Genomic DNA, 21838 nt, shown 5'->3' with positions numbered 1-21838 from the left:
GCCGACAACCACAGGAGACAGACATGCACTTACACCACAGAATCTGCGCCACCCTGGCCGCCGCATTGCTCGCCAGCGGCGCCGCCCAAGCGGCGATCAGCGCCGAAGACGCGAAGGCGCTGGGCACCACGCTGACCGGCGTCGGCGCCGACAAGGGCGCCAACAAGGACGGCACCATCCCCGCCTATACCGGCGGCCTGACCAAACCGCCTGCCGGGTTCAAGCCTGGCGACGGCATCCGCCCGGACCCGTTTGCGAACGAGAAACCGCGCCTGAAGATCGACGCCAAGAACATGGCGCAACACGCCGACAAGCTGACCGAGGGCACGAAGGCCCTCCTGCAGCAGTACCCGAGCTTCCGCGTCGACGTCTACCCGACGCACCGCAGCGTCGCATTCCCGAAATGGCTGCTCGACAACACCGCCAAGGTCGCGACAACGGCCAAGACCGGCAACGGCGGCCGCTCGATAGAAGGTGCACACGCCGGCTTTCCGTTCCCGATTCCGAAAGACGGTTATGAAGCGATGTGGAACCACCTGGTGCGCTTCAACGGCCAGGCCTACGAGCAGAAATACCGCAACCTGACGGTCGACGCCAATGGCCGCCCGACGCTCGCGACCGAAGGCAACAGCGTGCAGGAGTATCCGTACTGGGACCACAGCAAGACCGAGGCAGAGACCTACTGGCGCATCAAGTTGACCTATACCGCACCGGCGCGCCGCGCCGGAGAGGCGCTGCTGATCGTCGACCCGATCGACGTCGGCAACAAGGAGCGGCGCGCCTGGAGCTATCTGCCCGGCCAGCGCCGCGTCAAGGTTGCACCCGACTTCTCGTTCGACACGCCGAACCCCGGCACCGCGGGCGGCAACACCTTCGACGACATCTTCATCTTCAACGGCTCGATGGACCGCTACGACTTCAAGCTGATCGGCAAGAAGGAGATCTATGTTCCGTACAACGCCTATGCCGCGGTCTACGGCGCCAAGCAGGACGATCTGCTGAAAGCCAACCACCTGAACCCCGACCTGGTTCGCTGGGAACTGCACCGCGTCTGGGTGGTCGAGGCGACGCTGCGTGACGGCAAGCGCCACATCTACAGCAAGCGCACCTTCTACCTCGACGAGGATTCGTGGGCGGCATTGGCCTCGGATCAATACGACGCACGCGGCCAGATTTACCGCGCCGGCTTCGCCTTCATGGCGCCCAGCTACGACTTGCCGGCCCCGTATACCGACATGTTCGCCACCTACGATCTGATCGGCCGCACCTACTCGCTGACCGGCTTTACCGCAGAGACTGGCGGCTTGCGGCACACCAAGCCGATGTCGGACCGCGAATGGACCGCCGACGCGCTGGCCGGAGCGGGGATTCGCTGAAGAAGACAAGTCCAGCTTCGCATCATCGACTGGAGCCGAGGAGCGGCGCCGGACTTCGCGTCCGCCGCCGCTCTTGTCATTTTCCTGGGCCGACCGTTGGGCGGTTGCTGGTGGCCCCAAGCGGCCGTTGATCTCGCTGGCTGTGATGACTTTGTGTGAGGGGCTTCAGCCCCTCACACAAAAGTCCCCACTACTAAGCGGCCACCGGCCGCTCCGGGCCGAGAGCCCTCTCCCGTGTCGACGGTACAGAGGTGTGCGATCGGGACGCGACTCGTGGTTGCGCTCAGCTTTCGAAACCAGCCTCGCCCCCCTGACGAGAGGGGGCCCGCGACGGGCCTTGCCCAACAGAATCATCCTCACCGAACGGCGCCCCGACGCGCTGTCATCGCCGACCCCGCGAGCCCGGGGCGCACAAATGACGGAGACCTCATGTTCAGACCAGCACTTGCTTTCGCGTTGACCATCGCGGCCGCCGTCGCGATGGCGATTGCAGCCCCAACCGAGCCCGCCGCCATCGACGTGCTCGACGCGCCGGCCCTGAAAAGCCCGCTTGCGCCGCAGGCATTGATCAACGGTCTGGCGCTGGCCGGCGCACGGGTCGTGGCGGTCGGACAGCGCGGCCATGTGCTGCTGTCCGACGATCAGGGCAAGAGCTGGCGTCAGGCGTCTGTGCCGTCGAGTTCGGACCTGGTGGCGGTGACTTTTCCAAGCCCGCAGCAGGGCTGGGCGGTCGGCCATGACGGTGTGGTGCTGCGCAGCGACGATGCCGGCGTCAGCTGGACCCGCGTGCTCGATGGCAAAAGCGCCGCAGCCCTGATGCTGGACCACTACAAGCGCACCGCGGACGACATGGCGGACGTCAAGCTGGCCGAGGCCATGGTGGCTGAATCCGAGCGGTTCGCCGCGCAGGGTGCGGAGAACCCGTTTCTCGACATCGCATTCGAGGATGCGAACAACGGCTGGCTGGTCGGCGCCTTCGGCCTGATCTTCCGCACCACCGATGGCGGCGCCAGCTGGCAGCCGATGCTGCATGCCGCCGACAACCCGCGGGCGCTGCATCTGTATGCAGTGCGCGCGGTCGGTGGGGAGGTCTACATCGCCGGCGAACAGGGCCTGCTGCTCAAGCTCGACCGCACGGCTGCCGGCGGCGGGCGCCTGCGCGCGCTGGAGTTGCCCTACAAGGGCACGCTGTTCGGCATCACCGGCAACACACAGGCCCTGCTCGTGCACGGCCTACGCGGCACGGTGCTGCGCAGCACCGACGCCGGCAGCAACTGGCAGGCGGTCCCAACCGGGCTGCAGGTCGGCCTGACCGGCAGCAGCGTCGGCTCCGACGGTCGCATCGTCATCGTCAGCCAGGCCGGCCATGTGCTGGTCAGCGACAACGACGGCGCGAGCTTCAGGCCGGCCACGATCGAGCGTCCGATGCCGGCCGCGGCCGTCGTCGCGGCCGGCAAACACACCGTGCTCGTCGGCGGGCCGCGCGGACTGGCCGTACAGACGCTGCCACAGGCGCTGCAGTAAGCACAAGACAGACACGCCCGGAGACAAGCCATGCATGCAACCTCATCCCACGAAGACCTGCCTCTGCCGGGAGGTCTCGACGAGTTCAACCCGAACACCGGTTCGCGCCTCGAGCGGCTGGTCTTCAACCGCCGGCGGCTGGTGATTGCGCTGTGCGCGGTGCTGACCGTCGTGCTGGGTTTTCTTGCTGCGACGCGCCTGACGCTGAATGCCAGTTTCGAACGCATGCTGCCGGTCAGCCACCCGTACATCCAGAACTACCTCGAGCACCGCAACGACCTGCGCAGCCTCGGCAATGCGCTGCGCATCGTGGTCGAGAACCCGTCTGGCGACATCTACGATGCGGGTTACCTGGAATCGCTGCGCAAGATCAACGACGAATTGGTGCTGACGCCGGGCGTCGACCGGGCGTGGGTCAAATCGCTGTGGTCGCCGGCGGTGCGCTGGACCGAGGTAACAGAGGAGGGTTTCCGCGGCGGCCCGGTGATGCCCGACAACTACGACGGCTCGCCAAAGGCCACCGAGCAGCTGCGCGGCAACATCGCGCGCGCCGGCATCGTCGGCAGCCTGATCGGCAACAATTTCAAGTCGAGCATGGTCGTCGTACCGCTCCTCGACAAGGACCCGACCACCGGCGAGCGCATCGACTACCGTGCGCTGTCGCAGCACATCGAGGCCATCCGCACCAAGTACGAGTCGGCCGCCGACGGCCAGGGCGCTGCTGTGCGGGTGCATGTGATCGGTTTTGCCAAGCTGGTCGGCGACCTGATCGAAGGGCTGTTCCGGGTCGCGATGTATTTCGGGTTCGCCGCGCTGGTCGCCGCCGGCATCATCTATGCGTATACCCGCTGCGTGCGCAGCACCGCGCTGGTGCTGGCCTGCTCGCTGGTGGCGGTGCTGTGGCAGCTCGGGCTGGTGGCGGGATTCGGCTTCGAGCTCGATCCGTATTCGATCCTTGTGCCCTTCCTGGTCTTCGCGATCGGCGTCAGCCACGGCGCGCAGAAGATGAACGGCATCATGCAAGACATCGGCCGCGGCGCGCATCGGCTGGTCGCCGCGCGCTACACCTTCCGTCGGCTCTTCCTGGCCGGGCTGACCGCGCTGCTGGCGGATGCGGTGGGTTTTGCGGTGCTGATGGTCATCGACATCCCGGTGATCAAGGACCTGGCGCTGACCGCAAGCATCGGCGTCGCGGTGTTGATCCTCACCAACCTGATCCTGCTGCCAGTGCTGTTGTCCTACATCGGCGTCAGCCCGGTCGCGGCTGAACGCGCGTTGCGCGCCAATACCGGACGAGGACTGGACCGACTGCTCAGCGGGCTCGACCGCTTCGTAGGGCGCCGCTGGGCCACCGGCGCGCTGATCGTCGCGGCAGCCTTGACGGCATTCGGCTTCGCAACCAGCCAGAACCTGAAGATCGGCGACCTCGACGCTGGCGCGCCGGAGTTGCGCCCCGATTCGCGCTACAACCGCGACAACGCCTACACCACCGCCAACTATTCCCTGTCGAGCGACCAGTTCGCGGTGATCGTCAAGACCGGCAAGGAGGGCTGCCTCAAATACGACACGCTGATCGAGGCGGATCGGCTGTCATGGGCACTGCAGCAGGTCGACGGCGTGCAGACCACGGTTTCGCTGCCCGACGCGGTGCGACGCATCACCGCCGGAAGCTACGAGGGCAGCCCGAAGTGGCTGACGATCGCACGCAACCAGCATGTGCTGAACTACGGCGCGCAGCAGGCCAGCGTCAACAACCCCGACCTGTTCAATACCGAATGCTCGGTGATGCCGGTGATCGCATACCTCGCCGACCACCGTGCCGAGACGCTTGACCGCGTGGTGCAGGCCAGTGCCGAATTCGCCGCCGCGCACAACACGCCGCAACGCCAGTTCCTGCTCGCCGCAGGCTCAGCCGGCATCGACGCGGCCACCAACATCGTCGTCGAGAAGGCCTGGACCCAGATGCTGCTGCTGGTCTATGGGGCAGTGATCGTGTTGTGTTTCATCACCTTCCGCAGCTGGCGTGCGGTGGTGGTGGCGATCGTGCCGCTGATCATGACCTCGATCCTGTGCGAAGCGCTGATGGTCTGGCTGGGCATCGGCGTCAAGGTGGCGACGCTGCCGGTGATCGCACTCGGCGTCGGGATCGGAATCGACTACGCGCTGTACCTGCTGTCGGTGCAACTGGCGCAGCAACGTGTCGGCGTTCCGCTCGGCGAGGCCTACCGGCGTGCGCTGCAGTTCACTGGCAAGGTCGTGGTGCTGGTCGGCGTGACGCTCGCCGCCGGAGTGATCACCTGGGCGTTTTCGCCGATCAAGTTCCAGGCCGACATGGGCATCCTGCTGGCATTCATGTTCCTGTGGAACATGATCGGCGCGGTCATCCTGATTCCGGCCCTGTCGCACTTCCTGCTGCCCACCGGCCTGCATTCGCGGCGCGTGACGCCGCCGGTTGGCGCGGTTGCCACCGCGACCTGAACCGATCTCAATCCATCAGGAGACATTCGAATGAGCTATCAAGCCCCCGTCAAGGACATGCTGTTCTGCATGACCGAACTCGCCGGCCTCGACCAGGTCGCCACCCTGCCCGGCTTCGAGGAGGCCGGCATCGACACCGCGCAGGCGGTGCTCGACGAATGTGCGCGCTTCAACGAAGGCGTGCTGGCGCCGCTGAACCACGAGGGCGACAAATCGCCGTCGACGTTCCATGATGGGGAGGTCAGCACCACGCGCGGCTTCAGCGACGCCTACCGGCAGTACGCCGAGGGCGGTTGGCAGGGCCTGCAGCACCCGTTGGATTTCGGCGGCCAGGGCCTGCCGAAGACCATCGGCGCGGCATGTATCGAGATCAGCAACAGCGCCAACCTGAGTTTTGCGCTGTGCCCGCTGCTGACCGATGGCGCGATCGAGGCGCTGCTGACCGCGGGCTCGGACGAACTGAAGCAGCGCTACTTGCCGCGCATGGTGTCGGGCGAATGGACCGGCACGATGAACCTGACCGAGCCGCAGGCCGGCAGCGACCTCGCGCTGGTGCGCACGCGGGCCGAAGCGCAACCCGACGGCAGCTACAAGATCTTCGGCACCAAGATCTTCATCACCTACGGCGAACACGACATGGCCGACAACATCGTGCACCTTGTGCTCGCGCGCGTGGCCGGTGCGCCGGAGGGCGTGAAAGGCATCAGCCTGTTCGTGGTGCCGAAATTCCTGGTCGGTGACGACGGCTGCCTTGGCGACCGCAACGACGTGCACTGCGTCAGCATCGAGCACAAGCTGGGCATCAAGGCCAGCCCGACCGCGGTGCTGCAGTTCGGCGATCGGGGTGGCGCCGTGGGGTATCTCGTCGGCGAGGAGAATCGCGGCCTCGAATACATGTTCATCATGATGAATGCCGCACGCTTTGCGGTCGGCGTGCAAGGCATCGCGGTGTCCGAGCGGGCCTGCCAGCTGGCGACCGCGTATGCCCGAGAGCGGGTCCAGGGGCGCCCCGTGGATGGCTCGCTGCCCGGTGCGGCACCGATCATCCACCACCCGGACGTCAAGCGCATGCTGATGACGATGCGCGCGTTGACCGAGGGCTGCCGCGCGCTGGCGCTGGTGGCTGCGGCCGAATACGACCGCGCCCATGCTTCTGTCGATGCCGAACAACGAAAGCGCAGCCAGGCCATCTACGAATTCCTGGTGCCGCTGGTCAAGGGGTTCAGCACCGAGATGAGCCTGGAGGTGGCGAGCCTGGGTGTGCAGGTGCACGGCGGCATGGGATTCATCGAGGAGACCGGCGCTGCCCAGCATCTGCGCGACGCCAAGATCCTCAGCATCTACGAAGGCACGACGGCGATCCAGGCCAACGACCTCGTCGGCCGCAAGACAGTACGCGATGGCGGAGCGGTTGCACGCGCCCTTGCTGCGCAGATCGAAACCACCGAAGGTCAGTTGCGCGCCTCGGGCAGCGCCGCCGCGATAGCCATGGCGCGTCGCCTGGGTCAGGGACGACAGGCTTTTCTCGCCGTCGTCGATTTCGTCGTCGAACAATTCCGCGTCGATCCGAATGCGGTCTTCGCCGCCTCGGTGCCATACCTGTTGCTTGCGGGCAATCTGGCCGCAGGCTGGCAACTCGGCCGCGCACTGCTCGTAGCCGAACGCACACTCGCTTCGGGCGAGGACACCGACTTCATGCGCGCCAAGATTGCCAGCGCCCGCTTCTACGCGGAACACATCCTGACTCGCGTACCAGGCCTGCGTGACAGCGCGATCGATGGTGCGGCCGCAGTCACCGAGTTGCCAGCAGAAATATTCTGAGTCCAAGGGACAGACTGGATTCATCCACCGGTGGACGTTCAACCGGTTTCCAGCATCGGCTGATCGGCTGTTGGACGATCCAGAGTTCAACAATCAGTCGAGGCTGTGATCCTCAAAGGTCGAAAAGTCGCAGCAAGGCCGTTCGGACCGATGACCGAATGACGGATTCAGCCTCACGCAACACTCGTCCAACGGCGATGACGGCTCCCTGATGGCCCGAAAGGACTGATCACGAAAGGCCGGTCTTGCTGAGCTTGAGAGACAGCTACGGATCCAGCCGTTCAACTCTGGCGAAGGGAGTCATTCGCGATCGGCTTCGCTACCGACCGCAGTCGAGTGACCGGTGACGAAGGTGCAGCGGTCGATCGAGGAATCAAGCGTGAATGGCCGGTTGGCGCCGCCACCGACGTTCAAACCAAGGGATCGAACGACAGCAACCAGTCTGTTGCCGACATTGCGACCGGCGGGAAGTGCAGTCTCTTTTGAACCAGGGCCCGCCTGTGCTTCAACATGATGACCGGAGAGGGCATCTGTTGATTTCCCCTTCCATTGCGATGCGGGCCGCAGGCAAGGACACGTTCTCGCTGTCGCCCAGCAGAGACATGGGGAAGTTGCGCAGGCGATCGGTTGAACCCTTTAACCGCGCTATTGCTCTGCCGCGACACCGCGCACGATCTCGATGAAGACGGCTGCAGCCCGGGTGCGCGGTACATCGGTCATCGTCGTGATGCCGAACGGCGCGCGCAGCAGCGGGCTGGTCAGCGGCAGTTCGGAGACGAGGCCATGCTCGAGGTCGGGCGTCACGAGGCCGCGCGGAGCGAACCAGACGGCATCTGATTCCAGCGTCCACGCGCGCGCGAAGGTTTCGCTCTGCGTATCGAGGTGGCGCAGCAGCGGTCGCGACGCGCTGGCAAACAGATAGCTGTCGACCACCGCGCGCACCTGGGTGCCGGGTGACGGCGTGATCAGCAGGTAGTCTGCAAGCGCATCGATCGAAACCATCGTTGCACCGGCAAGCGGATGGTCTCGGCGCACCACCGCGACGATGTCCTCGTCGAACAGCAGCTCGAACGACAGTCCGACCATGTCGCGCGAGACCATGCGCCCGATGATCAGGTCGATATCGGCCGCGCGCAGCCGGGCGACGAGCTGCTCGTAGTGCCCCGATTCGACATGCACCGCGATGTCGTCGTAGCGCTCGAACATGCGCTGCACGCCAATCCGAACCACAAACGCGGCAGCGGTAGGCAGCGCACCGACGCGTAATGGCTCGCGCGGTTCGCGCCGCCGCTGCACCGCCTCGAATGCCAGCGCGAGGCTGGCCGCGCCTTGTGTCGCATGGCGGTGGAAGGTCTCGCCGGCCGGCGTCGGCGTCGCGCCGCGGCGATCGCGCTGCAGCAGCCGGACACCGACCGCATTCTCGAGCTCGCGCAGTGATTTCGACACCGCCGATTCGGTGATGTGCAGCGCCTGCGCGGCGCGGCGCAGGCTGCGCTCGCGGACGATCACCAGAAAGACGCGGATATGGCGCAGCGAGATGGCATTCAGGTTCATCGCGAAAGCGTTACATGATCGTTTGGTCATGTTAACCGGGCCGAATCGTCGTTTTACATGAGCGATCACTCCACATACAGTGACCTCACGCCGCCACACCCGTCCCGATCCGACCACACCATGCAACTCGCCGTCTCCAGTGCCTCGACACCTTCGCTGACGCCCGCCGAGCTGATCGCGGCGGCCGCCAGCAGTGGCTACGCCGGCATCGAGTGGCGGGTCAGCGACGATGTCGATCGGCTCGATGAAGCGTCTGGCTGGAACTTCCGCAGCAACAACCGCTGCACCGTCGCGCAGAACGCTGGTGCCTTGCAAGAGATCGCGGCACGTTGTGCCGACGCAGGCCTGTCGATCGTCGGCCTGAGCCCCTACCTGACGGTCGGTGACATTGCTGCCGCGGAGGACCTGATCGGCATCGCTGCCGACATCGGTGTCTCACGCATCCGCGTCTGGGCGCCGTCGACGAGGGAACCCGGCCCGTACCGGCCGGCGATCGAGCGGATGCGGCGCTGGTTGTCCGACCTCGAGCCGGTGTTGCTGCGCCACCGCGTCCGCTTTGCGCTCGAGGTGCATCAGGCCACCGTCTGCCCGAGCGCGGCAATGGCATTGCGCATGCTCGATGGCATCGACACGGCAGCCGTCGGTGTGCTCTACGACATCGGCAACCTGGCGGTCGAAGGCTTCGAGCATCCGCCGCTCGCGCTCGAACTGATCGGCGACCGACTGACCCATGTGCAGATCAAGAACGCAGTCTGGTTGTCGCCCGGCGCAGGCCGACCGTGGCAATGGCACTGGTGCCCGATGGACGAAGGCCAGCTCGATCTGCCGGGCATCGTTGCCGCACTCGTCGATGCCGGCTTTGCAGGCTGGATCAGCGCCGAGGATTTCAGCACCAGACAGACCGACCTCGACAAGCTGACACGCAACCACATGCTGCTGCAACGCTGGATCAGCGATGCGCACTCGCGGCACACCCGCTGACCTTCGACGCTGTTCGGAAAGATCATGAATTCGACCACCACCCAACCCGCAGCAACGAAACGGCGCTTCGTCGTCATCCATGGCCCGAACCTGAACCGCCTCGGCACACGCGATCCGGCGCGCTACGGCAGCACCACGCTCGCGCAGACCGACGAGCAACTCGATGCACTGGCGCGCAACCTCGACATCGACGTCGAATGCATGCAGTCGAACCACGAAGGCGTGCTGGTCGACTGGCTGCATGAACGCGTCGATGCGATCGACGGCATCGTGATCAACCCGGCCAGCCTGACGCCTTATGGCCGCTCGCTCGCACAAGCGGTTGCCGAAGCCGGTGTGCCGGTCGCGGTGGTTCATATCTCTGCCGTCTACAAGCTCGCCAAGCCCGGGCGCACCGACCTCTATGCCGAGGCAGCCGACGTCGTGGTCACCGGCATGGGCATCGAAGGTTATTCGGTCGCGCTGTCGCACCTGGCGCGGCGCGCAGCCCTTGCATGACGGCCCCAACTCATCCATCACCAACAACCAAGCCATGAATACAAGTACACAACGCCCGGTCGCCATCGTCACCGGCGCATGCGGTGCGCTCGGCAGCGCGATCACTGAACGGCTCGCCGAGGACGGCATGCACGTCGTGCTGGCCGACCTCGACATTGGTCGCGCCGACGCGCTGGCGTCGAAGATTCCGCTCGCCGATGGACAGCAACTGCTGCCTGCCCGCGTCGACATGGGCGACAACGCGAGCATCGCCGCGCTGGTCGCGCTGGTCGGCGAACGATTCGGCCGCATCGATAACCTGGTCAACAACGCCGCTGTCAACCATCGCGGATCGCTGCGCGATTTCGACCCCGACAAATGGGACCACATGATGGCCGTCAACCTGCGCGGGCCGGCGGTGTTGTGCCAGCAGGTGATTCCGTACTGGGAGCGTCAGCAATCCGGCAGCGTCGTCAACATCGCGTCGCGTGCCTGGGTCGCCGGCGGACCACCGGCCTATGCGGCAGGCAAGGCCGGCGTGGTCGGCCTCACGCGGTCGATCGCACGCGAGCTCGCACCGTTCAACGTCACCGCGAACGCGGTCGCGCCGGGATTGATCCCGTCGGCCTTCACGATGGACGGCCGCAGCGAGGAATTTTTTGGCGCGATGGCCGAGCGCCAGATCAACCAGACACCGCTCGGCCGCCTGGCGACGCCGCAGGACGTGGCCAACACCGTTGCCTTCCTGCTGTCACCGGGCGCCGCCTATATCACTGCCGAGGTGATCCATGTCTGTGGCGGCAGCCAGTTGGCACCGCTCGGCGGCGCAAACAAGTAGTTGCCCGACCCCTGCCCCATCCGGTTATTTATCCAATCACATCGAAGGAGACCAGACCATGACCAAGCTGTCGAATATCGTCCGCCGCCAATTTCTCGCGCTGATCGCGAGCGCCGCCTGCGCGGCACCGGCCTTCGCCGAAGACCCGATCCGCCTCGTTGTCCCGTTCCCGCCCGGCGGTGCACTCGACTACACCGGCCGGCTGCTCGCCGAGCAGCTGAAGACCACGCTCGGGCGTGACCTGATCGTCGACAACCGCGGTGGCGCAAACGGCAACATCGGCGCGGTCGCGGTCGTCAATGCCGCAGCGGACGGCAACACGCTGCTGATGGCCGCCGATGGCGTCATCACCGTCAATCCATCGCTGTACAAGACTGCCGGCTTCAAGCCGTCGGACCTGAAGCCGATCGGAATGGTCGCCACGCTGCCGCAACTGCTGGTGGTGCCCGCTGCCAGCCCGATCAAGACGCTGGCCGATTTTGTCGCCGAAGGCAGGAAGCGCGAGCTGACCTATGCGTCTGGCGGCGTCGGCTCGGGCGGCCATCTCGCGATGGCGTATTTTGCGCAACTCGCCGGCATGAAGACCTTGCACGTTCCCTTCCAGGGCGGCGCGCCGGCGATGACCGCGCTGATCGGCCAGCAGGTCGACAGCTCCTTCCTCGTGCTGCCAGGTGCATTGCCGCAGGTGCAGGGCGGCAAGCTGCGCGCGCTGGCGGTATCGAGCCCGAAACGCGTGCCGCAGTTGCCCGATGTGCCGACGCTTGCCGAAGCCGGCTACAAGGAATTCGTCGTCGAGCAGGCCTACTTGCTGATGGCGCCCGCAAAGCTCGCCGATGCGCAGGTGGCCAAGCTTGGAACCGCACTGTCGAAGGTTGTCGCCAATCCAGAATTCCAGAAAGGCATGGCCGACCGCGGCATGACCGCAACCTGGATGGATGCCGGCAAGACCAGCACCTGGCTGACCGCCGAAGGCAAGCGGTGGGCCGAGGTGATCAGCACCAACGCAATCTCGCAATGACGCGCGGACGGCGCTGGGGCGGTTTCGTCATGACGCCGGGCCGGAGGGACACGGCCAAGCTGTCAGAACTCTGATCATCGATCTCGCACAGGCGTGCGTTTTCTCGAACCCGCCGACGAGTGTCGCTCCGGCCGCTGCGATCGGCGACGGAATCCGATCGAATGAACGAGCTGTCGGATCATGTCCGCCTTGATCACGAAGCGACCGAGACAACATGCGAATCAAGAACCAGCAGGACTTCTGGAGCGGGGTCCTGTACATCGTGGTCGGGCTCGGCTTCAGCGTCGGCGCAACGAATTACAGCTTCGGCTCCGCGGCACGGCCCGGTCCGGGCTATTTCCCGTTCGGCCTCGGCCTGCTGCTGGCGATCATCGGCGCGATGGTGCTGGTCGGTTCGCTGGCGTCCAAACACGAAGGCCCGATCGGCAAGATCGCATGGAAGCCGTTGTCGATCATCGTCGGCTCGATCATCCTGTTCGCGTTTACGCTGCCGCACCTCGGCATGGCGATCGCGCTGCCGCTGCTGGTGCTGACCTCGGCGCTCGCCGGTGACGAATTCCACCTCGGCGAGGTGCTGCTCAATGCCGCGATCCTGACGATCGGCAGCTGGGCGGTCTTCATCTACGGATTGAACCTGGTGATCCCGCTGTGGCCCACCTTCATCGGCTGAGGCTGCGCAAATGGAACTCCTGAGTAACCTCTATCTCGGCCTGACCGTCGCGGTCTCGCTGCAGAACCTCGGCTACGCGCTGCTCGGCGCGTTGCTCGGCACCTTGATCGGCGTGCTGCCGGGCCTCGGCCCGCTGGCGACGATCGCGATGCTGCTGCCGACCGTCTATGCGCTCGACGCCACGCCGGCGCTGATCATGCTGGCCGGCATCTATTACGGCGCGCAGTACGGCGGCTCGACCACCGCGATCCTGATCAACGTGCCTGGTGAAGCCTCGTCGGTGGTGACCGCGATCGACGGTTACGCGATGGCGCGCAAGGGCCGTGCCGGCCCTGCGCTGGCCGCCGCCGGCCTCGGCTCGTTTTTTGCCGGCAGCGTCGCGACGCTGGTGATCGCCGGTTTCGCGCCGGTGCTGACCGAACTCGCGTTCAAGTTCGGCCCGGCCGAATATTTCTCGCTGATGGTGCTCGGCCTGATCGGCGCGGTGGTGCTGGCCTCGGGCTCGCTGATCAAGGCGATCGGCATGATCATCTTCGGCCTGCTGCTCGGCCAGATCAATACCGACGTGATTTCCGGCGTGCCGCGTTACAGCTTCGACATCCCGGAACTGACCGACGGCATCGGCTTCGTCGTGATCGCGATGGGCATCTTCGGCTTCGGCGAGATCATCGCCAACCTGGGACGCCCCGCCGAGCACCGCGAGGTGTTCACGAAGGACGTGAAGGGCCTGTGGCCGACCAAGAAGGATTTCCAGGAGGCCTGGCCGTCGGTGCTGCGCGGTACCGCAATCGGTTCGGTGCTCGGCGTGTTGCCCGGTGGCGGTGCGCTGCTGTCGTCGTTCGCGTCGTACACGCTCGAGAAGAAGCTGGTGAAAAACCCGTCGGTGCCGTTCGGCCAGGGTGCGATCCAGGGTGTGGCCGGACCGGAAAGCGCGAACAACGCCGGCTCGCAGACCAGCTTCATCCCGATGCTGACGCTCGGCATCCCGTCGAATGCGGTGATGGCGCTGATGATCGGCGCGATGACGATCAAGGGCATCCAGCCGGGCCCGCAGGTGATGACCAGCAACCCGGAGCTGTTCTGGGGCCTGATCGCATCGATGTGGGTCGGCAACTTCATGCTGATCATCCTGAACCTGCCGCTGATCGGCATCTGGATCAGGCTGCTGACGGTGCCCTATCGCTTCCTGTTCCCGGCGATCGTCGTGTTCTGCGGCATCGGTCTGTATACGCTGAACAACAACAATTTCGACCTCTTCGTCGCCGCCGGCTTCACGGTCTTCGGCTACCTGCTCTACAAGCTGAACTGCGAGGCCGCGCCGCTGCTGCTCGGCTTCATCCTCGGGCCGATGATGGAGGAAAACCTGCGCCGCGCGTTGCTGCTGAGCCGCGGCGACTGGACAACCTTCGTAACCAAGCCGCTGTCGGCATCGCTGCTGTTCGTCGCGTTGATGCTGCTGGTGATCGTCGCGCTGCCGTCGATCAAGAAGCAGCGCGAAGTCGCGTTTGCGGAAGAGGACTGACTCACGGTGCAGATCGGATCCAAAGGACGGTCAAAGTAGCGGCGGGCCATCGTCCAAGGCGACCTTATTGACGACGTATCAGTGTTAATGAAGCAGCGGTTGCCGTCAGTCACTGCGGGCAGACGAACCCACGCTATCCGCTACCAAGCCGTCCTCCGATGTGACCTAGTGCGCTATCGCTAGGACTTGGACTTCGCAAAGCTCGCGGCCCAAGCTGGTGAGAAGCTGAGCAGGAAGTCCCGCAGCGCTTCTACAGCAGGTGGAGGTGAGTGCCCCTTCCGGAGCAGCAAGGCGTACTCGCGACGAACTTCCGGCCCAATGAGCCTCACCAGCGACAGGCCGAATCCCGCGGCCAGGTCGCGTGCATACACGGGGCATGCAGTGAAGCCGAATCCCGCCTGGGCCATGGACAGTGCCGTATTGATGCGTCTTACGGCGAGCACATCCTGCGGGAGCAGGTCGCCACCCTGGGCACCGAACTGGGCCGGCGCCCATTGCGCGAAGCCGCGAAAGAAGCTGATGAACGTATGTCCCTTGACGTCTTCCCACGCCACCTTCGAGCGGCGTGCCAACGCGTGTTTGCGAGGTACAGCTAGCCACAGCGGTGCTCTCATGAACGGGACCCGATCGATCTCTGGATTGGTGACCGAACCGGGCGCAATCCCGAGGTCGATCTCGCCGCGCGCCGTGCGCTCGATCACCTCCTCGAGCGGCACATCGAAGAAGCGCACTTCGACCTGCGGGTAGCGCTCGCGAAATTCGGCCATCGCCGCCGGAACCAGGGTGCACGACATCACCTCCGGCGCCGCAAGCCGCACGATGCCTCGACGCATCTCCTTCAAATGCGTGATGTTCGAGACCGCATCGTCGAGATCCTGCAGCACCCGTTCGGTCAGCGGATGGAACTCGGCGCCCACCGCCGACAGGCCGACCTTCCGCGTATTGCGGTCGAACAGCGTGACGCCGAGCTGATTCTCGAGCTCCTTGATTAGGCCGCTCAGTGCCGCGGGTGTCAGGTGCAGCCGCTCGGCGGCAAGCGTGAAGCTTTCCGACTCCGCGACCGCCTGGAAAGCGCGCAACTGGCGCAAGGTAAGATTTTTCACGAAATCTTAAAAGTGGCTAAGGAAGTATTGCTTGTCTGAATTATCAGCATAGCCCACAGTCCATTCCAGAGCAATCGCGGACCCATGTTGGGACGCGGCTTCCACCCAGAGGGCAACTAGAGAATGCTCAGCGAAGAACGGAGACAGGCGGCTGCCCGGCAGCTTCTCGCGGCAGAACAGGATCGCCGCCCGATGGCGCGGCTGTCCGACAGCCATCCAGAGATGGACGTCGAGGATGCGTACGACGTGCAGCGCCGGGTGATCGCGATGAAGGTCGAAAGCGGAGCCCGCGTCCGCGGCTACAAGATCGGCCTGACGTCAAAGGCGATGCAGTCGGCCGCCGGGATCTCTGAGCCCGATTTCGGCCACCTGCTCGACGACATGTTCCACGCGGACGGGGATTGCATCTCGGTCGCGCCGTTCCAAGCATTGCGGGTCGAGGTCGAACTCGCGTTCATCCTGAACCGCCCCCTGAAGGGACCCGGCGTCACGGTGTCCGACGTCCTCAGTGCCACCGAACATGTCGTTCCGGCGCTGGAGCTGATCGATTCGCGTACCGAGCTGCCGCGCAACTTCGTCGACACGCTGTCGGACAACGCCGCGAGCGCGGGCGTGGTCATCGGCGGCCGGCCGGTGCGGCCGATGGACCTGGACCTGCGCTGGATCGGGGCCGTCGTCTACAAGAACGCAGTCATCGAGGACAGCGGGGTCGCGGCCGCCGTTCTCGGGCATCCGGCAGCAGGCGTGGCCTGGCTGGCGAATCGCTTCGGCTCGCGCGGCGTCTGCCTGGAGCCCGGCCAGGTCCTGCTCGGCGGCTCCTTCACCCGACCTCTCGCGGTTGCCGCTGGCGATGTCTTCCATGTCGACTACGGGCCGCTCGGCGGCATCGCGGTCGCGTTCACCGAATAGGAAATCAGATGAGCAACACCATCGCCATCGACGGCATCGAGGTCTCGACCGACCATTTCATCAACGGCGAGCGCGTGCCGTCTGCCGAGCGCTTCGAGGACCGCAGCCCGATAGACGGTCACCTGATCGGCCACATCGCCGCGGGTCTGCCCGAACACTGTGATGCAGCGATCGAGGCCGCCCGCGCCGCATTTCCAGCCTGGGCCGCACTCGGTCCGGAGAAGCGGCGCGAGCACCTGCACCGCTTCGCGGCCGAACTCAAGGCCTGGGGCGACAAGCTCGCCCGTGTCGAGTGCGAAGACAACGGCATGTTGTTCGCTCGCCTGAAAGGCCACCAGATCGAGCGCTGCGCCCACAACATCGCCTTCTTCGCCGACGAGGCGATGAAGCTGGTCGATCACACGATCGAAGGGCGCAATGCCAAGCACCGCCTGCAGTTCGATCCGGCCGGCGTCTGCGTGCTAATTACGCCGTGGAACTCGCCGATGATGCTGACTACCTGGAAGCTGGGCCCGGCGCTCGCGGCCGGCAACACCGTGATCGTCAAGCCGCCGGAGTGGGCGCCGCTGACCTGCTCGATGCTCGCCGACGTGGCGGCAGCCGCGGGTTTGCCCCCAGGCGTGATCAACGTCGTGCAGGGCATCGGCGCGACGACCGGCGCGACGCTGGTCGCCGACCCGCGCATTGCGCGTGTCTCGTTCACCGGCTCGGTGCCGACCGCCAAGTCGATTGCGCAGTCCACCGGGCGCAACCTGGTGCCGGCCAGCTTCGAGCTCGGCGGCAAGTCGGCCTTCGTCGTCCTCGACGACGCCGACCTGGACCTGGCCGCCAGCACCGCCGCGCTGCAGTACCGCAATGCCGGGCAGGTGTGCCTGGCCGGCACGCGGCTACTCGTCGACGGCCGGGTTGCAGACGACTTCGTGGCGCGGATGAAGAAGGTGGTGGCGAGCCTGAACGTTGGCGATCCGCGCCAGCCGTCGACCGAGATCGGCCCGATCATCCACCCGCGCCAGTTCGACAAGGTGGCCGGCTTCGTCGACCGCGCACGCGAGAGTGGCGCGACGATCCTGTGGGGCGGTGCGAAACACGAGGCCGGCGACCTCTACTACCAGCCGACACTGGTCACCGACGTCGGCGAATCCGACGAGGTGGTGCAGAACGAGATCTTCGGCCCGGTGCTGGTGCTGCAGACCTTCGACGGCGATGCCGAGGCGGTCCGGCTCGCGAACAGCACCCGCTTCGGCCTGGCCGGAGTCGTATTCGGATCGGAGCAGCGCGCGGTCGACGTGGCCCGGCAGGTTCGCACCGGCATGGTCTGGGTCAACTCGTTCTTCCTGCGCGACCTGGAAGCCCCGTTCGGCGGCGTCGGCGACTCCGGCATCGGCCGCGAGGGTGGGCAGTGGAGCTTCGAGTTCTTCTGCGACATCAAGGACGTGATGCTGCCGCAGAAGCCCTATGCCCCGGTCTTCGCCGGGCGCTGAGGACGGACAGCAAGCGCTGCCAAACCACGCACTGTCGACAAGGACACACAGCATGAGCACGAAGGACGCACCGACGACCGACCTGGCGGTCGGCGACATCAACCTCGCCTCGATCGACACCTTCATGAGGCCCGACCTGGCGGGTTTGTTCCGCAAGCTGCGCCAGGAGGCACCGGTGTCGTGGCACCAGCATCCCGACTCGGGCAAGAAGGGCTTCTGGGCCGTGGTCCGCTACGACGACATCGTCGCGGTGAACCGTGATCCGGCGACGTTTAGCAATCGCGAAGGCGTGCAGGTGCAGTTCGAGGGCGACCTGCCGCACGCCGCCGAGGGTTCGATGATCGAGAAGGACCCGCCCGAGCACACGCGCTTTCGCCGCTTGGTGGGCCCGACCTTCAGCTCGATGAGCGTGGCCAAGCTGCAGGACCAGATCCGCGCCCGGGTGACGACGATCCTCGACAGCCTGGACGGCGACGACGAGATCGACTTCGTGCGCGACTTCGCGACCCCGCTGCCTTTGGGCGTGTTCTACGACCTGATGGGCGTTCCCGCCGAGGACCAGCGGCGCATGCTGGACCTCGCGGACCGCACCTTCTTCTCCGGCGACCCCCGCTTCGGCGGCGACCAGCAAGGCGTCGGCGAAGCCGGCCGCGAGATCCAGGCCTACGGGCGCTGGCTCGCCGAGCAGCGGCAGAAGGAACCGAAGAACGACGTGATGAGCTCGCTCGTCGCCGCGACCATCGACGGCCAGCGGATCAGCATCGACGAACTCGGCTCGTTCTTCGGCCTGCTCGGCGCCGCCGGGGCCGACACGGTCCGGTCCTCGATCAGCTACGGCCTGCGTGCATTCACCGACTTCCCGGAGCAGCGGGATCGGTGGCTCAAAGACCTCGACGGCCAGGCCGCAAACGCAACCGAGGAAATCATCCGCTGGGCGTCGCCGACGATGCACATGCGTCGCACGGCCACGCGTGACACCGAGGTCGCGGGCCAGAAGATCGCCGCCGGCGACAAGGTGGCGGTCTGGTTCGCATCCGGCAACTTCGACGAATCGAAGTTCGCCGATCCCTATTGCTTCGACATCGGCCGTTCGCCCAACCCGCAGATGGCCTTCGGCATGGCCGGCCCGCACTTCTGCCTGGGCGCCCACCTCGCCAAGCTGGAGATCCGCATCGCCTACACCGAGTTGCTGCGCCGCTATCCGAAGGTGTACGCGACGGGTCCAGTCGACCGGCTGCGCAGCAATTTCATCAACGGTCCCTTCGCGCTGCCGGCGCGGCTCGGGCCGCGCAACGGGTGAGGGAGCGGCGACATGACGAAACTCAATGTACGCGTCCGAGGCATTCGGCCGGCCAGCGCAGAAGTGCGAGTGCTGGAACTCGAGGCGGCCAACGGCACGCCACTGCCGCCGTTCACGCCCGGGTCACACATCGACGTTCACCTCGGCGCGGGACTGGTGCGGCAGTATTCGCTGTGCAACGGCCCGGCCGACACCGATCGCTACACCATCGCGGTGAAACGCGAGACCGATTCACGCGGCGGCTCGGCCGCGGTGCACGAGCGGATCAAGGAAGGGGACACGCTCGAGATCGGCGCGCCGCGCAACAATTTCGAGCTGCGCGATACGGCAGCGCATTATGTGCTCGTCGCGGGCGGCATCGGTGTCACACCGATCCTGTCGATGGCGCGCCACCTGCTGGCTCGCGGCGCGTCGTTCGAGCTTCACTATTTCGCGCGCTCGATCGCATTGGCGGCGTTCCACGACGAGTTGTCGGCGCCGGCGTTCGGCGGTCGGGTCGACTTTCACTACGCCCTCGCACCGGAGGCCACGCGGGCTAAGCTGCGCAAGATCCTGTGGACGCGCCGGCCGCACGCGCACCTCTACCTGTGCGGGCCGCGGCCTTTCATGGACAGCGTGGAGGACGTCGCCAGCGCGACCTGGCCGCCCGAAGCGATCCACGTCGAATATTTCACCGCCGACCAGGATGCGCTGGCCGCGCCGCGCGGGTCGTTCGTCGTCAAGCTCGCACGCAGCGGCGGCGACTACGTGGTGCCCGAGGAACTGAGCATCGCCCAGGCCCTTGCGCAGTACGGCGTCATGGTCGACGTGTCGTGCGAGCAGGGCGTCTGTGGCACCTGCCTGACAGGCGTCCTCGGCGGCGAGCCCGATCACCGCGACTCGTTCCTCACCGACGAGGAGCGGCGCTCCTGCGACAAGGTGATGCCCTGCGTCTCGCGTGCGCGCAGCGACGTGCTGATTCTCGATCTCTAAGCAACCGAAAGGAACTCCAGTGGGACAAATCGTCGGCGCGGCCATCGTGTCGCATCACCCGGGTCTTTTCCGTCCGAAGGCGGACCGCATCGAAATGGGCAACGGCCATGACACCGACCTGGTCGAGGGCTATGCACGCCTGCGCAGCAAGATCGATGACGCGCGGCCCGACACGCTCATTATCTTCGACACGCACTGGTTCACGAGTGGCCGCCACATCGTGGCCGGTGCACCGCATTACAAGGGCATCTATACCTCCAACGAGATGCCGTGGATCCTGCACGACATACCCTACGACTACGATGGCGCACCGGCCCTGGCAGCCGAGATTGCCCGGGTCGGTGCCGAGCGCAAGGTGCCGGTCGAAAACGCGACCAACGAGCACATAGGACCGGAATATCCGACGGTGAACCTGCTCGAGCCGCTGTGGCGCGGCGAGCGCGTACTCGGTGCAGGGATCTGCCAGAACGCCCGCCTGCACCATTTCCTGGCGATGGGCGAGGTGATCGGCGAAGCGATCCGGCGCAGCGACGCACGCGTCGTGCTGCTGGCCTCGGGTGCGCTGAGCCATCGCATGGTCGACCTCGACTTCCAGCCGCGCAACCCGCGCTGGTGGGATCCGGAAAACATCAGCGATCCGAAACATGTGACGCTCGACCACGAGGTGATGGCTTCCTGGGCCAAGGGCGACCACGCATCGGTCATCGACCGCTACCCGGAACTGCGCGCCGCGGCCTACGAAGGCCTGTGCGGCCACTACCTGCAGATGGTCGGCGCCCTCGGCGGCCGCCAATGCACGGCCCGCAGCGAGCAGCTTTCCGCCTACGAAAACGCGATGGGCACGGGCAACGTGCACATCTGGTTCGACACCACAACCCAGAAGGTGAACGCATGAACGTCCTGCAAGGCCCGCGCCGCGAAGTGCGCCGGGTGATCCACAACGGCTCGGAATACTGGGCCAGCCCAGAAGGCGAAGAAAACCTGCGCCTGGCCGACGGCCGTGTCGTCGCGATCGCCGATGTCGTGCATCTACCGCCCTGCACGCCGAGCAAGATCATCTGCCTGCATCTGAACTACATGTCGCGCTTCTACGAACTGCGCGGCAAGCGGCTCGCAACCCGAGCGGACTACGGCACGCCGAACTATTTCATGAAGCCGGTCACGACGCTCAACGCCCACGGCGGCGAGATCGTGCGGCCCGAGGGTTACCAGTACCTCAACTACGAAGGCGAGGTCGCGATCGTGATCGGCAAGCCGACGCGCAACATCACGCCCGACGAGGCGTGGGACCACATGGCGGGCTTCACCTGCGCGATCGACATGGGGCTGCAGGACATGCGCGACACCGACGCCGGCTCGATGCTGCGCGTCAAGGGCTCCGACGGCTTCTGCCCGGTCGGCCCCGGCATCGTCTCGGGCATCGACATCCGCGAGCAGACGCTGAGAACCTACCGCAACGGCCGACTGGTGCAGGAAGGCGTGCTGGCCGACGACGTGATCTTCGGCTTCGACTACCTCGTGGCCGACCTGGCACGCCACATCACGCTGATGCCGGGCGACCTGATCCTGACGGCGACGCCGGCGAACTCGAGACCGCTCGATGTCGGCGACCTGATCGAGGTCGAGGTGACCGGCCTGGGACGCTTGTCGAATCGCGTCGTCGCCGCACCGGCACCCCGGGCCAGCGTCGGCCATCAACCGAACAGCAGTTCGGAAGTGACCCGCGTCGCGTACGGCGAAGACAGCCGCTTGCCGGAGCACCTGCGCTCGCGGTGAGCGGGACATGCCCCGATCTCGAGGACACCTGCTGCCCT

At 65.7% G+C, this 21838-nt stretch carries 19 protein-coding genes; 17 read left to right on the top strand and 2 right to left on the bottom strand.

Going from position 1 to position 21838, the window contains the following annotated elements; genetic code table 11:
* The first annotated feature begins 23 nt into the window (after positions 1-23).
* The 5 genes from ACNH6H_RS20520 (at position 24) to ACNH6H_RS20500 (ending at position 7685) form a co-directional block, all read left to right on the top strand.
* Positions 24-1376, top strand: coding sequence for a DUF1329 domain-containing protein (locus ACNH6H_RS20520; RefSeq protein ID WP_418320146.1), 1353 nt, complete (start codon positions 24-26; stop codon positions 1374-1376).
* A 273-nt stretch (positions 1377-1649) separates the two neighbouring features.
* Positions 1650-2900, top strand: a complete 1251-nt coding sequence (locus ACNH6H_RS20515; protein WP_418320145.1) for a WD40/YVTN/BNR-like repeat-containing protein — start codon at positions 1650-1652, stop codon at positions 2898-2900.
* A gap of 30 nt (positions 2901-2930) precedes the next feature.
* Positions 2931-5378, top strand: a complete 2448-nt coding sequence (locus tag ACNH6H_RS20510; protein WP_418320144.1) for an efflux RND transporter permease subunit — start codon at positions 2931-2933, stop codon at positions 5376-5378.
* A 30-nt stretch (positions 5379-5408) separates the two neighbouring features.
* Complete coding sequence (locus tag ACNH6H_RS20505; protein ID WP_418320143.1) at positions 5409-7199, top strand: acyl-CoA dehydrogenase; 1791 nt, start codon at positions 5409-5411, stop codon at positions 7197-7199.
* A gap of 336 nt (positions 7200-7535) precedes the next feature.
* Entirely contained in the window at positions 7536-7685 is a 150-nt protein-coding gene (locus ACNH6H_RS20500; protein ID WP_418320142.1) for a hypothetical protein, read from the top strand.
* 159 nt (positions 7686-7844) lie between these two features.
* Here the strand turns inward: ACNH6H_RS20500 and ACNH6H_RS20495 are convergent, their stop codons facing one another.
* On the bottom strand, positions 7845-8753 hold the full coding sequence (locus ACNH6H_RS20495; RefSeq protein WP_418320141.1) for a LysR substrate-binding domain-containing protein: 909 nt from the start codon (positions 8751-8753) through the stop codon (positions 7845-7847).
* Positions 8754-8873: 120 nt separating this feature from the next.
* Between ACNH6H_RS20495 and ACNH6H_RS20490 the strand changes: the two genes are divergently transcribed.
* From ACNH6H_RS20490 to ACNH6H_RS20465, 6 genes are all read left to right on the top strand, one after another.
* Positions 8874-9734, top strand: a complete 861-nt coding sequence (locus tag ACNH6H_RS20490; RefSeq protein WP_418320140.1) for a sugar phosphate isomerase/epimerase family protein — start codon at positions 8874-8876, stop codon at positions 9732-9734.
* Positions 9735-9758: 24 nt separating this feature from the next.
* Positions 9759-10232 (top strand): type II 3-dehydroquinate dehydratase, encoded by a 474-nt coding sequence (locus ACNH6H_RS20485; protein WP_418320139.1) that lies wholly within the window; start codon positions 9759-9761, stop codon positions 10230-10232.
* A gap of 34 nt (positions 10233-10266) precedes the next feature.
* Positions 10267-11049: an SDR family NAD(P)-dependent oxidoreductase gene (locus tag ACNH6H_RS20480; RefSeq protein ID WP_418320138.1), complete on the top strand. Its 783-nt coding sequence runs from the start codon at positions 10267-10269 to the stop codon at positions 11047-11049.
* 58 nt (positions 11050-11107) lie between these two features.
* Entirely contained in the window at positions 11108-12067 is a 960-nt protein-coding gene (locus ACNH6H_RS20475) for a tripartite tricarboxylate transporter substrate binding protein (protein WP_418320137.1), read from the top strand.
* Between the two features lie 214 nt (positions 12068-12281).
* Positions 12282-12737 (top strand): tripartite tricarboxylate transporter TctB family protein, encoded by a 456-nt coding sequence (locus ACNH6H_RS20470; RefSeq protein ID WP_418320136.1) that lies wholly within the window; start codon positions 12282-12284, stop codon positions 12735-12737.
* 10 nt (positions 12738-12747) lie between these two features.
* Positions 12748-14259 (top strand): tripartite tricarboxylate transporter permease, encoded by a 1512-nt coding sequence (locus tag ACNH6H_RS20465; RefSeq protein ID WP_418320135.1) that lies wholly within the window; start codon positions 12748-12750, stop codon positions 14257-14259.
* A 179-nt stretch (positions 14260-14438) separates the two neighbouring features.
* Here the strand turns inward: ACNH6H_RS20465 and ACNH6H_RS20460 are convergent, their stop codons facing one another.
* Positions 14439-15362, bottom strand: coding sequence for a LysR family transcriptional regulator (locus tag ACNH6H_RS20460; RefSeq protein ID WP_418320134.1), 924 nt, complete (start codon positions 15360-15362; stop codon positions 14439-14441).
* Positions 15363-15485: 123 nt separating this feature from the next.
* Here ACNH6H_RS20460 and hpaH point away from each other — a divergent pair, with 123 nt between their 5' ends.
* The 6 genes from hpaH to ACNH6H_RS20430 are packed head-to-tail and all read left to right on the top strand — an operon-like array spanning position 15486 to position 21800.
* Positions 15486-16271 (top strand): 2-oxo-hept-4-ene-1,7-dioate hydratase, encoded by a 786-nt coding sequence (hpaH, locus tag ACNH6H_RS20455; RefSeq protein ID WP_418320133.1) that lies wholly within the window; start codon positions 15486-15488, stop codon positions 16269-16271.
* 8 nt (positions 16272-16279) lie between these two features.
* Complete coding sequence (locus ACNH6H_RS20450; protein WP_418320132.1) at positions 16280-17752, top strand: aldehyde dehydrogenase family protein; 1473 nt, start codon at positions 16280-16282, stop codon at positions 17750-17752.
* A gap of 52 nt (positions 17753-17804) precedes the next feature.
* Entirely contained in the window at positions 17805-19052 is a 1248-nt protein-coding gene (locus ACNH6H_RS20445) for a cytochrome P450 (protein WP_418320131.1), read from the top strand.
* Between the two features lie 12 nt (positions 19053-19064).
* On the top strand, positions 19065-20024 hold the full coding sequence (locus ACNH6H_RS20440; protein WP_418320130.1) for a PDR/VanB family oxidoreductase: 960 nt from the start codon (positions 19065-19067) through the stop codon (positions 20022-20024).
* A gap of 19 nt (positions 20025-20043) precedes the next feature.
* On the top strand, positions 20044-20919 hold the full coding sequence (locus ACNH6H_RS20435; RefSeq protein WP_418320129.1) for an extradiol ring-cleavage dioxygenase: 876 nt from the start codon (positions 20044-20046) through the stop codon (positions 20917-20919).
* Positions 20916-21800, top strand: a complete 885-nt coding sequence (locus tag ACNH6H_RS20430) for a fumarylacetoacetate hydrolase family protein (protein WP_418320128.1) — start codon at positions 20916-20918, stop codon at positions 21798-21800. The genes ACNH6H_RS20435 and ACNH6H_RS20430 overlap by 4 nt, the downstream gene beginning before the upstream one ends.
* The last annotated feature ends 38 nt before the right edge of the window (positions 21801-21838 follow it).

Source organism: Pseudideonella sakaiensis (genome assembly GCF_048320135.1).
In the GTDB taxonomy this organism is placed as follows: Bacteria; Pseudomonadota; Gammaproteobacteria; order Burkholderiales; family Burkholderiaceae_C; genus Ideonella_A; species Ideonella_A sakaiensis_A.
This window is presented reverse-complemented; position numbering and strand designations above follow the sequence as displayed.